The sequence below is a fragment of the Shewanella eurypsychrophilus genome (assembly GCF_007004545.3).
Classification (GTDB): domain Bacteria; phylum Pseudomonadota; class Gammaproteobacteria; order Enterobacterales; family Shewanellaceae; genus Shewanella; species Shewanella eurypsychrophilus.
Genome location: NZ_CP045503.2, coordinates 4675302 through 4689008, shown reverse-complemented (window position 1 = coordinate 4689008; position 13707 = coordinate 4675302). Strand labels below are relative to the sequence as shown.

The 13707-nt window shown below is 46.7% G+C and carries 16 protein-coding genes and 1 other RNA gene; 9 read left to right on the top strand and 8 right to left on the bottom strand.

Features of this window, described 5'->3' with window-relative positions:
- The first annotated feature begins 195 nt into the window (after nucleotides 1-195).
- Complete coding sequence (gene ung / locus FM038_RS20055) at nucleotides 196-864, top strand: uracil-DNA glycosylase (protein WP_142871505.1); 669 nt, start codon at nucleotides 196-198, stop codon at nucleotides 862-864.
- A gap of 77 nt (nucleotides 865-941) precedes the next feature.
- On the opposite strand, the gene FM038_RS20050 is transcribed toward ung, so the two are convergent.
- Complete coding sequence (locus tag FM038_RS20050; RefSeq protein WP_142871506.1) at nucleotides 942-1436, bottom strand: copper resistance protein NlpE; 495 nt, start codon at nucleotides 1434-1436, stop codon at nucleotides 942-944.
- A 283-nt stretch (nucleotides 1437-1719) separates the two neighbouring features.
- Between FM038_RS20050 and FM038_RS20045 the strand changes: the two genes are divergently transcribed.
- Complete coding sequence (locus FM038_RS20045) at nucleotides 1720-2529, top strand: substrate-binding periplasmic protein (RefSeq protein ID WP_185965721.1); 810 nt, start codon at nucleotides 1720-1722, stop codon at nucleotides 2527-2529.
- 30 nt (nucleotides 2530-2559) lie between these two features.
- Here the strand turns inward: FM038_RS20045 and FM038_RS20040 are convergent, their stop codons facing one another.
- Entirely contained in the window at nucleotides 2560-3183 is a 624-nt protein-coding gene (locus FM038_RS20040; protein ID WP_223292921.1) for a 5-formyltetrahydrofolate cyclo-ligase, read from the bottom strand.
- Between the two features lie 225 nt (nucleotides 3184-3408).
- Between FM038_RS20040 and FM038_RS20035 the strand changes: the two genes are divergently transcribed.
- The 7 genes from FM038_RS20035 to FM038_RS20005 all read left to right on the top strand — a co-directional run bounded on the left by FM038_RS20035 (nucleotide 3409) and on the right by FM038_RS20005 (nucleotide 9227).
- Nucleotides 3409-3576 carry a hypothetical protein gene (locus FM038_RS20035; RefSeq protein ID WP_185965722.1) on the top strand — a complete coding sequence of 56 codons (168 nt, stop codon included), beginning with the start codon at nucleotides 3409-3411 and terminating at the stop codon, nucleotides 3574-3576.
- A 904-nt stretch (nucleotides 3577-4480) separates the two neighbouring features.
- A complete protein-coding gene (locus FM038_RS20030) occupies nucleotides 4481-4627 on the top strand; it encodes a helix-turn-helix domain-containing protein (RefSeq protein ID WP_142871509.1) in 147 nt (48 codons plus the stop codon).
- Nucleotides 4628-4697: 70 nt separating this feature from the next.
- Nucleotides 4698-4874 carry a hypothetical protein gene (locus tag FM038_RS20025; protein WP_185965723.1) on the top strand — a complete coding sequence of 59 codons (177 nt, stop codon included), beginning with the start codon at nucleotides 4698-4700 and terminating at the stop codon, nucleotides 4872-4874.
- The gene (locus tag FM038_RS20020; protein WP_142871510.1) at nucleotides 4840-6348 is read left to right on the top strand and encodes a primase-helicase family protein; all 1509 of its coding nucleotides are present in this window, start codon (nucleotides 4840-4842) and stop codon (nucleotides 6346-6348) included. The genes FM038_RS20025 and FM038_RS20020 overlap by 35 nt, the downstream gene beginning before the upstream one ends.
- Nucleotides 6349-6446: 98 nt before the next feature.
- Nucleotides 6447-7532: a hypothetical protein gene (locus FM038_RS20015; RefSeq protein WP_142871511.1), complete on the top strand. Its 1086-nt coding sequence runs from the start codon at nucleotides 6447-6449 to the stop codon at nucleotides 7530-7532.
- A 139-nt stretch (nucleotides 7533-7671) separates the two neighbouring features.
- A complete protein-coding gene (locus FM038_RS20010) occupies nucleotides 7672-8523 on the top strand; it encodes a hypothetical protein (protein WP_142871512.1) in 852 nt (283 codons plus the stop codon).
- A 158-nt stretch (nucleotides 8524-8681) separates the two neighbouring features.
- Nucleotides 8682-9227: a recombinase family protein gene (locus tag FM038_RS20005; RefSeq protein ID WP_142871513.1), complete on the top strand. Its 546-nt coding sequence runs from the start codon at nucleotides 8682-8684 to the stop codon at nucleotides 9225-9227.
- 86 nt (nucleotides 9228-9313) lie between these two features.
- On the opposite strand, the gene FM038_RS20000 is transcribed toward FM038_RS20005, so the two are convergent.
- From FM038_RS20000 to FM038_RS19975, 6 genes are all read right to left on the bottom strand, one after another.
- Nucleotides 9314-9514, bottom strand: coding sequence for a hypothetical protein (locus tag FM038_RS20000; protein WP_142871514.1), 201 nt, complete (start codon nucleotides 9512-9514; stop codon nucleotides 9314-9316).
- On the bottom strand, nucleotides 9511-9849 hold the full coding sequence (locus tag FM038_RS25335; RefSeq protein WP_142871680.1) for a YkvA family protein: 339 nt from the start codon (nucleotides 9847-9849) through the stop codon (nucleotides 9511-9513). The genes FM038_RS20000 and FM038_RS25335 overlap by 4 nt, the downstream gene beginning before the upstream one ends.
- A gap of 591 nt (nucleotides 9850-10440) precedes the next feature.
- Nucleotides 10441-11079 carry a hypothetical protein gene (locus FM038_RS19990; protein WP_142871515.1) on the bottom strand — a complete coding sequence of 213 codons (639 nt, stop codon included), beginning with the start codon at nucleotides 11077-11079 and terminating at the stop codon, nucleotides 10441-10443.
- Between the two features lie 190 nt (nucleotides 11080-11269).
- Complete coding sequence (locus tag FM038_RS19985) at nucleotides 11270-12838, bottom strand: site-specific integrase (RefSeq protein WP_142871516.1); 1569 nt, start codon at nucleotides 12836-12838, stop codon at nucleotides 11270-11272.
- 80 nt (nucleotides 12839-12918) lie between these two features.
- Nucleotides 12919-13100: non-coding RNA, 6S RNA (ssrS, locus tag FM038_RS19980), on the bottom strand.
- Nucleotides 13101-13311: 211 nt separating this feature from the next.
- Nucleotides 13312-13620: a cell division protein ZapA gene (locus tag FM038_RS19975; protein WP_142871517.1), complete on the bottom strand. Its 309-nt coding sequence runs from the start codon at nucleotides 13618-13620 to the stop codon at nucleotides 13312-13314.
- Nucleotides 13621-13707: the final 87 nt, after the last annotated feature.

The following is a 13707-nucleotide window of genomic DNA, read 5'->3' as shown; positions in this document are numbered from 1 at the left end:
CCCTATTAGGGCTGGGAGTATTAACACAAGTTTTGTTGGTGAGGCAGAACATCTATCATAATAACCGTATCAATTTTGATAGGACGATTGTAACACTTTTATCTATTTTAAAACTATGTGCGGTGCCTTTTTACGGTGTGTTGCTGATGTTGGCGATATTCCTAATGGGTGTATCTAACTAGTAATAAGGACAACATGGCTTTACACACAGATTGGAACACCTTTATAGACGCAGAGAAAAGGTTAGCCTATTACCAAAAATTAGCGTCATTTGTTCAAGCTGAATGCGACAGTGGCAAGGCGATATTCCCGCCACAAGAGGAAGTGTTTACCGCATTCGATAAAACCCCGCTAGATAAGGTACGCGTGGTGATCATAGGCCAAGATCCGTACCATGGACCGAATCAAGCTCATGGCCTCTGCTTTTCGGTGAAGCACGGGGTGAAAACGCCACCTTCTTTGGTCAATATGTATAAAGAGCTAGTGACGGATATACCTGGATTTAAAACCCCTGAACACGGCCACCTTTCAAGCTGGGCTGAGCAAGGGATCTTGATGTTAAATACAGTGCTTACCGTTGAACAAGCTAAGGCGCATTCCCATGCTAAATCGGGCTGGGAAACCTTTACCTCTAATGCGCTTAAACTGCTTAATGAGCAAAAAAAACCGATTATCTTTATCTTGTGGGGCGCTCATGCGATGAAAAAAGGCAAGGTGATCACCGCCAAACAGCATCATATTTTGTCGGGTCCTCATCCCTCGCCATTATCGGCTTACCGAGGCTTCTTCGGTTGCCAGCATTTCTCAAAAACCAATGAGATTTTAACTTCGCTAGGCACTAAGCCGATTGATTGGCAGGTTTAAACTTGTTCCTAGGATCTAGTGCCTAGGAGTGAAGAGTTAAATTGATGATGTCGTATTCCGGCTAAAGCCGGAAATGCTTAATCTTGTTTAGCTAATCGATAGTTATTGGCCAGAGAGCCTGTGATGCGTTTGCCTTCGTTGTCTAGCATGAACAACTGGTTTTCACCCACTTGAAACTGTTGCGGTGATTGACGACTCGCATCGCCCATCAGGCTGATCGTATTGCCTGTCTTATTCCATTCGAAGGAGCCAGATTCAGCAAACACTTTAGTTTTTTGTCCTGGCTCCGCTTCACCTAAATAGGATGTTTCTAAAACATAGCTGTTATCAAGTTCTAACGTCAGCACGGTACTAATACCTTCACAGCTGGCACAAGGAATGACGCCTGAATAGGTACCGTTCCAATCCAGTGAGGTACGGCTAGTATCTCCAACTGGGAGTTGCTCAACTTGAGCCAGTGTTCTTGCTACTTCAGCTTTTGCAGCGGGTGTTTGTTCGGCTGTTGTGTCTTGCTTTGAGCAAGCACTGATGCTGAACGCAATCAGCGAGATGGCTATGAGTTGAAATTTCATTCTATTCCTTAAGAATTGACCATAGGTGTCAATAGATTGAGGTTAACATAGAAAAGGTGGTGTTTATCTGAGTCAAAGCTTAATCATTGTTTATGAAAGTCACCTCTCTCTTTCTATCTTTGTGTCATATTTTAACTGATGCCCAATCGTTTCATTGCAAGTTTGTTCCAGCTATTGTTGTCATTTTATTAGCTATACTTTTCTATGAATAGAGAGTGACTATGACTAGAGATGGATAATGACATAGTTCATGGGATTAATGGCTCAGGCAGGGAGTGGGGATATGGTAAAGCCAATTTGTGTTTTAAGGCGAACTTTACCTTTTATTGCACTTCTGGTTAGTTGCATCATCTCTACAGCCGTTTATGCAAAAGAGGATCCCCTTAAGCTTGTCTCTAATGAGTATCCACCATTTTACTCCAACCAATTACCAAACTATGGCGTGGTTTCACATCTGATCCATGAGTCCCTGTTACGCGCAAACCTGAGTGTTACCCATCGTTTCTTCCCTTTTTCACGCGCCGTACTACTCACTAAGGCGGGCTATGCAGATGGGATTGTAGGGATCTGGTTTAGACAATCTAGAGAGGAGTGGGTGGAATACTCTCAGCCCTTACTATCGGTGCAAGTTGTGCTATATAAACGCATAGATAGAGACATTAGCTTCGATCAGCTGAGTGATTTAAAGCAGTACATAATCGGTGTCGGACGAGGCTATGCTAACCCAGCAGCATTTGATGAAGCTGGATTAACCACTGAGGAGGGTAGCTCTGATAGTGAAAATCTTAAAAAGCTCCATCTTGGTCGCACAGATCTGATATTGATTAGCCAAGGTGTTGCAGAGTTTCTAATCAGTCAAAACGCCATCGACTATCGTGACGAATTTGAGGTGATTGGTGCCCCCTTCAGTGTAGAGTTGTTTCACTTTGGGGTATCTAGAAATAGGCGGGATCATAAAGAGATTATCAAGCAGTTTAATAACGGCCTCAATGAGATGAAGCAAGATGGTAGCGTCGAGCGTATTCTCAAACTGCACGGTTTCGAGACAAACGCCTATTGGCAGCAAGAGTTAAAACAGGGTCCTAGGAATTAGAACTAGAGCCTAGAACCAGAACCTAGGTGTCTAGAGTTTTGGATCAAACTTCAGCACCCGAGTGGGGGTAACCAGCATAGGTAAGGGCACATCCCAATGCTCACAGGGTAATGTAGCGACTTGCTGACAATCATGCGCGAAGCCGATTGGATAAGGTTTACCGATTAATGACCAATTTGCTAAACTTCTATCATAAAATCCACCGCCCATCCCCATACGGTTACCCGCCAAATCAAAAGCGACCAGAGGCGTCACCACCACATCTAATTGATGCAGCAATATCAGCTGAGTGATATCTAGCTTTGGCTCCCAAATTTTCAGGGCGTTCTGTACTAAAGGTGTCGATGAGGTGTATGCCAGAAACAGCAGATTGCCTTTACTAAATGGGTGTAGGCGTGGCAGGTATACCTTGACTCCTCGTTGCCAGAGCATCTCAATGAGCCGCTGAGTACCAAGCTCACCATCATTGGTCAGATACAGGGCGACATGTTTAGCCTTGAGTTGAATAAGCTCTGCAAGCATGGAATGCGAAGCTTGCTCTGCAAAGCGACTCTGCTCACTTGCGCTGATATTGCGACGTGCTGAGCGGATCTGAGTGCGGATAGCCTTACGGCTCTCTGTAGCATCTAAACTTGATGAAAATACTTGCTTCAAGATAAGTTCCAACGGCTTATTCATACATAGGAGGGCTCAGTGTACGCTTGTGTTTGATATCGATTCAAGTACAAAACCTTAGTTTCAGGAGGCTTTCTTCCTGAGTTTATCTCAGGATCCAGTTTTGTATTTATTTAAGAGTTCGGATTAAACGCTTGAAACTTTTTCCTATTTTCTATGACTAATGAAGTGAAATAACTCTATCTCAAGGTAAGAGGAAATAATATGATTTCAGCAGTACTTTCGCCAATCATTCTACTTATTGTATTTTGGAGCCATCTGGCTCACTCATTGATAACCGGTGACATAATAGATTGGTATGAGTGGATTATTGCCCTTGTCACAACGCTTGGGTATGGCGGCTATTTTCTTAAAACTTGGTTAAATAAATAGGGCAATATAGTCACACCGATCAATTTATTTGCTTTATGTCGACGCTGATTTATCTTTGGTGTCTTGTTTGCTCCATCGCTCCCGGCTAAAGCCGGTCCTACGACTCGCGGATCCAACCTCGATACTCTTCCTAATTTAAATCTCTCTCCAAACTACCGTTATCACAATATTTACGCTATTCCTAACAAAGAGCCCTTTGAACCGTGTTTTTTTAGCCATAAAAAAAGACCGTCATGGTAAACGACGGTTTCTCTTTTCCTAGGAACTCGAACCTCGTACTTTTATTCAAGCACAAAAAAGCCACTACATAAATGCAGTGGCTAATCCGTTGCTCAGGTCTCGCGACTAGAACCTTCTTTATTTAAATTGCTCTCCAAACTACCGTTGCCGGCGTAGCCCTTGAACCGTAGGTTCATTGGTGGCCTTATTGGTGTCTTATTTATCAGTGGCTTAGCAGTTTGCCTTTTCGCGTTCTGTATCGCTTTCTGTATATGATACAGGGTCGGGATTCCGGGGGCAAGTTGACTTTTCAGAGAGTCAGGTCACATGATTAAGCCGAAGTAGTTAGTTTTCAAGTATTTATCAGTAGTAAGTGATTGATAACTATATGGAATGCCTAGCAGATATCTTCTATTTACCTTGCTGTTATCTAGTACACCTTAAAATAAGTATAGAGACCACAGGGAGATAAACAGATGGAACAACAGAAGGCGTATGACCGCTTGAGCGATCGGGCAAGAGACCTATTGTGTGGAGTCGATAGGCTCAATGAATTAGCGTGGGATTACTATGAGGTGGTTGACCGCTATAAGTGGTTCGTGGAACCGAATATTAGACGCGAAATGATGCAGGACGCACAGCGCCTACATGAGAAAAGAGACCGTATTTACAAGGAGATAGTCCAATGAGCGAACTAAAAGTAAGAGGTTGTTTTACGACTACGCAGAAAGAGAAGATCCGGGCAATGGTTGCCGATGGGTACACACGCCAGAGTATCGCTAATAAGTTCGGCGTTCACGTTAGCACCATTTATCGAGTGGTGAAGGCATGAGCAGACAGGCGGCAGGGTTCGGGACTTACTTCGGCCTCATGATAGGGCTTAGTGTCCTTATGGTGATCGCATGGTGATTGAGTTCGGGCGGGATGATTATCAAGGAATAGTCGCAGCGGCTAATCATGCCGATATGCCAGCAAAGAAGCTGGTCAAGATGATAGTCAGACAGTATTTAGCACAGGATGTGCCGGGCGATAAAGGGGCGAAACATGGACGTAGAAATGAGGTTAGCAGCAGCCGTTAATGATGAACGTGCTGCAAAGGAGATGCTTGCCGAGGCCAAGACGGCGCTTGAGTCTGCTAGTGATAAAGCGGCGGCTAAGCTTGAGGTTGCTCAATGTCGTGAGTTGGGTGTCGCTGCTAAGAATGAAGTTGAACGGCTTAGGAGTGAAGTTAAGCGAGTTGCTGAGGTCGATAGAGAAGCAGGGGCACAGGTTGCCTATGGTGATGCCAGAGAGGTTGCAGCTGGTCTTGTGGCGTGTGGGTGGTATCAGACAAATACACCTAATGGTGCGCTTATCTTTAAGAATCGACACAGTGGTGCCGGGATGGATTATCAGGCGGCACAGATACGACTCGGGGCGCTTGAGGCTAGTTGTCTGGCGAAGTATAGCAAGGTTATCAAGCATGTTGAGTTTAGACCTGATTGCGGCGAGTACATTGATCTGGGCGGCGGTACATGGGCTATTAATAGTTACCTAGATGTGAGCGGGGGTGCCGTTGATGAACTTGAAGGCACGGCCTTCGGTTCGAGTGATGTCGGCATGTTTATCGAATTGTGTGGCCGTGTGTGGCCGTTGGAGTGCGATAGAGATCAGGGGGTGAAGTGGCTTGCTCATATGGTACAGAAACCTGAGGAGCGGCCAAGCGTTCACATGAGCGTGAGATCTGCGCATGGTACGGGTAAAGGGCTATTGTTTCGGACTATGGATCTCGTGCTTCACAAACAGGCAGTGAGACTGGATAGCCTTGAACAGTACCTTACGAGGTTCGGGGTCGGTGACGATGGTAATCTTTTTACGATGGTAGATGAGAGTAAGTCCATAGGTGGTGGTGCTTATCGAGCGCTTAAGGGAAAGATGGCCGACGATACCAACATGATTGAGAAGAAGTTCGAGAACGCCCACAGCCAGCGGGTGTTTAGTCGCCTCTTCTTTGCGTCCAATGATAAAGGCGCAAACATACCTATTGAGCAAGACGATCGTCGCTTTTATATCTGCCAGTATGCCGAACATAAGGTGAGTAAGGCAGATAGCAAAGCGTTTGGTTCTGCGTATTCTAGTTGGCTTGAGTCGGGGGTCATTAGTGACATTCGGGACTATCTTGCAGGAATAGATTTAGGTGATTGGTCGCCTCATGATGCCATTGAAACCGAAGCTAAACGGGAATACTTGGGGCTGTGTGATACGGGGGCTGATCACTTAATTGAGACCTATGAGTTCGATGTGATGAACCAGAACTTATGGGATGACCACGCTGAACATCTAGGCTATACCGATGGGTTTACCTATCAGGAGTTGCTTAAGAATCGTGATAGTCACTTTGAGAGCAAACTACAGGCTCAAGGCTGGGGAAAGAACAAAAGGCACTCGTGTAATACATCGGGTAAGAAAGCTATGGCACGTAGCCGGGGTGGCCTGAATGGGTCGCAAGTCGTCGAGTTCGTCTTAGCTAAATGTGGAAGCGGAAGGGTCGAAGCAGGCTACTCTAGATGCTAAAAAAACATAAGGACTAACATTTATATAAAAGGGTGGACTTTAACCCTGTCCTACCCTGTCCTAGTAAAAACGGCTAGCAAGGGCTTAGGATTTTTACTGTGCGTTTATTGTCCACCCTGTCCTTAACCCTGTCCTTTACCCTGTCCTTCACCCTGTCCTTTTTAGGAGAAACCAATATGGAAATAACAATAATTACCGCAGTTGATAAGAATCGACCGCTTACGAAGACGTTTTCAGGCGGCGTCAAAACTGGTTACAGCAAGCAAAAAACCTTCACGATGAAGACCGAAGCCGTCGAGAATATCGAGCAGCTTTATGAGTTACTTAAGCAGTTGGCAGACGATCCACACAGCGCCGTGATTCGTGCGGCTCAAGTAGATGAAGACCACCAGCCGAAACGCAGAACGACAAACACTCAATGGGATGGAGAAGCGCCCACGCTCCGGGAAGTGCCGCGCCGTTGGTTCATGCTGGATATTGACGATTATGAAACCGACAAACCAGCAGCCGAAGCCGTGGCCGAAGTGGTGGCGGGGTTGCCTTGCTCTGATGCCGATTATGTCTACCAGTTGAGCAGCAGCTACAGACCCGACGGCGGTTTGCTCAAGGTTCATATCTGGATGATTAACGAGGAGCCATTAACGGGTCGCCAGCTTAAGATCGCATTCAGTAAGACCATACGTGATAAGTCGCCATTCAGTGCAGCACAGGTACATTACACGGCGAATCCAGTGTATGAAGATGAAGCAGATCCAGTGGGGGCGCGAGTCCATTTAGTCAGGCAGTCAGGTGAGGCCAGGATTAAACCCGCTCGGATCTCTGAGAAGCCACCAGAGGCGACACGGGCGCAGCTTGTGGCAAGTGGTTCCGTTGACGAGTTAGAAGCCTTAGACGGCGAGCGGGGGCGCATTGGCAAGGCTTTTGTTCGTGACCTAGTTCGGCGCAACAGGTACGCTTTACACCATCCTGATTTGGTGCGACTCGGGTCAGCGTTTAAGAATGTCGGTTTTGAAAGTGACGTAGGGGCGGCAGTGGTTGCGGCAGTTCAAGACCCAAGCAGCGGCCATAAGTTCGAGCAGTGTTGGGCGACCTACGGCGTAGGTGATCACCAGTGCGGTTTTACTACTATCTATGAGTTCGGCGACAAGGCACTACTTGAGAGCGGATATGATGCGATAACTTAACAGCAGGGCAAAGGGTTTTTATGGTGGGGAAAAACGTTTTTGACCGACAATACTGTGCGCCATGCAAACTAAGAGTTCTACCAGTGATAGCGTGGTAGTTAAGACCCGCCCCCGTCCCGTTATCTGATAAGAGGAGACAATGAAACTATATAGACCGCAGTTAATGGCCAGCGTTAAGCGCATGGCAGCAAGGGAAGCCAGAGCAAGCGGAGTGTTAGCACTTGCTGAGGCTCAAGGTATCAGTGAAGGTGAAGCGTTGGCCTTGTGGCTTGCCATTCACCATCGAGCAGTAAAGAATCGAGCAGCAAAGCGCATGGCTCGAAGGATGAGACAACATAGTACAGGAGGTACAAGACACATGGAGAAACAGGCATTTGCCAGTAGTTTAGCTGGTATGATTTCCCGGATCGGGGCTAAGAAAAGCCCGAGGGTTAGAGCACTAACGATGAAGGCGCGGCGGTCTTATTCAGGACTACCGAAGGCACAGAAAAACCACATCAAGAAGATTGTCTCTGCGATTGATGGAGCCGCTACAGGGCTCGCAGTGGACAAGATTAATAACTTCATGAAGTCGGCCACGGTTGGCATGGCGATCACACCGCTTGAGCGGGGGGCTTACATCAATCGGGGCGTTGCGTCGAGCGTGTTAGCTCAACGTAAGATAAAGCCCGACCCCGTGGTTAAGGTCAAGATGATCCCGGCACCGAAGGAAAAGAGCATTACCGTCGTCGGGCATCGTAAAGAGTCAGCTCTTAGGCTTGAGCGGCGCGGGTCTCAGTCGTTTATCATTAGCGATAAGCGACTTAATGAGCAGAGCAAGCCAATGACCAAGGCGGCGTTTCTGGCTAATCTTGCTCGTGCGGGAGTCAAGATGCTAAGGAAGCCGAAGATCCCGAAGGCTGTTAAGTCGGTTGGAGCGGCGGCAGGTCTTGGCGCGGTTGGTGAGTTGGCAGGGCAGATGGTCAGGCCGAAAGACCCGCTAGCGGCGTAACATCAAGGTCAATCTCTCGGGGTTGGCCTTTTTTGTACCTAATAGAGTACACCCTAACGGGTACAGGAAAAGAATACGCTATTTGTATTCATTAGGGTTGCTTTCGTGTATTGGGTACGATATCGTATACATACTCTAAGACCCAAATGAATACAGTTATGACTACTATCGCTTATATCAGAGTTTCAACAGTTGACCAGAACACAGACCGCCAGCTAGACGGCGTTGAGTTCGATAAGGCGTTTACTGATAGGTGTAGTGGCGGCAGTCTGGAACGCCCAGAGCTTGACAGATTGCGTGAGTTCGTTCGTGAGGGTGACACAGTTGTTATTCATAGTATCGACCGCCTAGCCCGTAACATTGATGACCTTCGTGGCCTTGTCGCTGAATTCAGACAGCAGGGCGTAAATGTTACTTTCGTAAAGGAAGGTCTAACCTTTACCGCCGATGATGCTAGCCCAATGGCTGAACTAATGCTTAGTATGCTGGGAGCGGTTGCACAGTTCGAGCGTAGTATGATCCGTGAACGCCAGCAGGAAGGAATTGCCAAGGCCAAAGCGCGGGGTGTGTATTCGGGTCGCAAGGCTAGTACTGATGTCCACCAGCAAGTAAAGCAGTTGCTAGCCGATGGGGTCAGCATGAGAAAGATAGCGGCTCAAGTTGGATGCTCTTTATCGACTGTTCAGCGTGTTAAAGGTGGGTAGCTTGTAAGTTATCATAGGCTACTACATATCAGTAGCCACTGACGGTTTCTCCCCTCGATGCTCACGGCGTTCGCCTTACTCTAAAATTAACTCTTTATAGTATCGATGATCTTCTTAGCTTTTAGAATATTATCTACCCCAACCTTGTCTATCAGCTTATTAGAAATATCATCAATTTTTTCATCATGCTTGCCCTCAAGTGACAGCTTGTCATTAACAGCGTCCTTAACCTTTTTCTTGATAATAGATTTTTTAACGTTATCGATTGAATTCTTGAAAAAACTCATGAAAATACCTCTGTGACCTTACTCTTTGCTTTGCCTCTAACTTCTTTATCAATGCAAGTAGCAACTGCAACGAGTGCTGCAGCAACGACAGTCAAATCATCTGTATAGCCAAGTACAGGGGTTAAATCTGGTATAGCATCAATTGGTGATACCACATAAGCTAAGGCGCCATAAATTGTAGCCTTATGTTTAGTAGAGCATTGAGGGGAGTCTAGAGCATAGTATAGGTATAAGACTTTCTCTAAAGACTCAGTCCCTATCTTTGTTGCACACCTTTTGCATTTACTCCAAAACCTTTTTTCAGAATAGCCCGAACTAGAAGTACTTGTAGCCATTAAATTAGCCAGAATTTTATAAATAATATTCCATATACTACACATATGAGTACCAATCTGTTGTGGTTGGCTATATAAGTGTGAAGTTCGTCTAATTATATGGGGGACTTCAAGCAGCCAAGATACACATTAAGACTCATTTGTAGCTAATCCAATAGAGGTGATTTTTTCAATTGCTTCAGCCATTACCGCCAACGTGATAGACCCATAGCCGCTCTGTGTGCAGTGGTTGCTGTGCCCAGTAATGGCGTTCTGGATATCTTCACGGACGCCAACAGCGCGGCACCGATTGACGAAACTATGGCGGAATGCGTGAAACGGCTTAAGATCGCGGTCGATGCCTAGTTTCTTGATGAAGACCGAGAACCAAGGCGATACATTATAGGCATACTTGCCCTGCTTATCTGCCTTGAGTGTCAGGAATAATTGCCTGTCCTGTGCCTTTGCGTATTCAGGGAAGCCAGAAGATACAGGGTAGCGCTGAGCGGCAGTAGGCGCACTGTATCGGTCTTGACGCTCTGATTATCATAGTCGGCAGCTATCCTGATGTGCGGCGTTTCGTGGTCGAGAAAGATCAGTGAGACTCGCACATTATATCGTCTCCCCTAGTGTTCCACGTCCTGGCTGCCAGTTAGCCGTACCGTTACGGGTAGCCCCTTCGTTCCAATCTCCTGCGCCTTCTCCGTGTAGCTCCTCCCATACTCCCTCTCCACCGGCTAGGAAGTCCATAGCGACGATAGCGACTGTCGCCTTAGCGGCGAACTTAAGTAGCTTGTAGTCCTGCGGACCGTGCTTCTTGACATACTCCTCTAGATTGTTCTGACGCTTAAGGTTAAGATTACTGATATCCCCCTGTATAGAGCGTAGACGAGTTTCTGCTGTATTCAGTGCGGTAGCCCCTTTAGTATATTCCCTGACTAGCGCCTTGTACTCGGCTGACGCTTCTCCGAAGGTGCGACTCCACCAACTACAGTGAGTCGCCATGCGATCACCTACAGCCTTTATCTGCCATAGATCTCTGTTCTCTTCCCGTACTGCCTGTAGTTTCTCCATCTCCGGACGGAACACATCCAGGATAGCCTTCTCGGCAGCCTCGTGGAAGATAGTGATCCTCTCCATATCGTGTTCCTTCTTCGGCTTACCGAAGAATCCAACCGTACGATCTCTATCATACTCTGCGTGCCATAAGGCTTCATCTGCACGCATAGCATTCTGTAGTAAAGTTTCCATAGTGACACCTCTATTCTGCTGGAGCGATGTGCTCCTCTCTATATTACTTATAACAATCTCTGGCATTATTATTGAAGAAATAGTAAACATTCTACATGCTACACATGTGAGTATCAATTTGTTGTGGTTGGCTATATAAGTGTGAAGTTCGTCTAATTATGTGGGGGACTTCAAGCAGCTAAGATACACATTAAGACTCATTTGTAGCTAATCCAATAGAGGTGATTTTTTCAATTTCTTCAGCCATTACAGACAGGCTTATCGAACCGTAGCCGCTCTGTGTGCTGTGGTTACTATGTCCTGTGATCGCGTTCTGGATATCTTCACGAATCCCGGCAGCGCGGCATCTATTGATGAAGCTATGGCGGAAACCGTGGAACGGCTTAAGCTCTTTTCGGTCAATGCCTAGGCGCTTGATGAAGCCTGAAAACCAAGATGATACATTGTAGGCATATTTGCCTTGCTTATCGACCACCAGCGCAGGGAACAGTTGTCCGTTTTGGCTGCTTGCGTATTCAGGAAAACCAGAAGATAACAGGGCAGCGCTGAGCGGTACTAGGCGCACTGTATCGGTCTTGACGCTCTGATCGGGATGGTCGGCAGCTATCCTGATGTGTGGGATTTCGTGGTCGAGAATGACCTGTGAAGCCCTCAGTTGTGCCAGTTCGTTAACCCGAGCGCCTGTGCTTGCTGCTAGTATCGGTAGCCAGTAGTGAGCAAGACCGTATTGTGTCGGGGTCGGGTCAAGGTTTGCCATGATCAGATCAAGTTCAGCAGCAGTATAGGCGGTGCCGTCAGTGGTGGGCTTTCTGCTTATGTTTTTTGTCATTCCTTTAGCATGATTATCAGTCAAGTAGCCTCCATCGGCACCGAAAGAGAGGACGGCAGACAGAGCCATTAAGTTAAGTCTCACGGTCTTGGAGCTAATTCTCTTTAGCTTATCACGGTCGGCAATTATGATCTGTTCGTCAAGCGAAAGAGCCTTAAGGCTCGGCTTAATGGGTAGCTGTTCAAGTATGGTGCGGTAGTCACTCAGGGCGCGGCGATCAATGCTCTTTATGTCAAGAGAACCGAAGTAAGAAACCGCCCGATTGAGTCCAGCGTTATAAGTTGCTAACTTGTTTTCTGCCTTCGGGTCACGGCGACGAGTGGCTGAGCTGTAGAGGTCTCTCAGGCCGCACAGGTCAAGCGCTGTAGGCTTATTCAGATAATCAGGCGTGATCACTTCGGGGCAGGTAAAGACCTCCTCTGTGAAGCGCTGAAAGGCTTGTTCTTGACGGCGGTGAAGTCGGCACTTCTTGACCAGATCTATCTTAGCGTGACCGATAGCTAATAGCAGCGGGTGCCAGTGTTCAGAGCCTTCTTGAATCCTGATATCTTTCAGTGATAAGGCTTGCTTGATATCGGCGGCAAGGTTGGCGTAAAGGTCGAGCGCGGTGCCGTTTAGTAGTTCGGTTAGTTGTTCAATGTCGGTGTCTATCGACCAATCATTAAGCCGTAGTGAGTAGGTTAACCAGTTGTGAGAAACTTCGGCCACCAGCGAAGCCGTCCAGAGAGCTGAGTCGGAGAATTGCCGCTGTGCAGTATCTAGCGCGGCGTTTATCTTGATCGCTTCGTGGGGGGCTAAGCGGGTTGCTTCATAGAGGCTTTTTGTGCCGAGTGACTTAATTAGCTCACTTTTTCCGAAGTACGGGCGCAGCTTGAGGGGGATCGCTTTACGTAGTGAATAGACGCCGTTATTGTTCTTTCGTGGCCGCATCTTTGTATATCCTTTCTGTATATGATACCTGAATACAGAAGGCGGAAAAACGTAATGATTACGCTAAGTTACTGAATAAATTGCTCTCAAGGCTACCGTGGCCGACTTCGACCTAAGAACCGTAGGTTCAAGGCGGGTAAATGAATAACTCCTAAGGCTTCTCGATACGAGCCGAGCTTGCTCAATGTCATTAAAACATTCACCCTGGGTTTGTAAGTATCGGCACAGGGACATTGCCGGCTCACGCGTAGCCCAGAGAACAAAACTGTTGATCTGAAACGCTTCTTAAAGAGTGTCTCTTTAATAGCACCTCTTAATTACATTTCTTAATTGAGAGGTGAAGCCTTCCGATCTAAATTTGGGTACTGATTATAAATCTCTTTTTAAAGCTAGCTCTAAATCTGGTTAACGTTAGAAATTCCTCACTATTGTAGCGGAAAATCGTTAACCAAAGAGATTAATGTTTGTACAGTCTAATCTTCTTTTGTCGAACGCTCAACGAGTGCGTTCTCTAAAGTTGCTTGCAACAGACCGATCTTTTCATCCATCTGCTTATTATAATCTTGATTCTTTTGCTGTTCTTCCAGCAATTCATAACCAGTATTTAATGCTGCCATAATGGCAATTTCTTCGCGACTCAAGTTGTTAGTTCGTGTTTTCAATGAACTCAACTGTTGTTCAAGTTTTTCTGCCACGTGCTGCAATGCTTTCTCTTGTCCTGGTGGGCAAGCGATGGAGTATGTGCGGCCTAGTAAGCTAATTTCTATAGCGTGGCTAGTCATGTCGCGAAGGATCCTAGTTATTGTCTCTTGAGCGGACTATATCGGTCTAGATTGTAAAGTGCAACATGAGTAAGCCCTAAGGTGCGT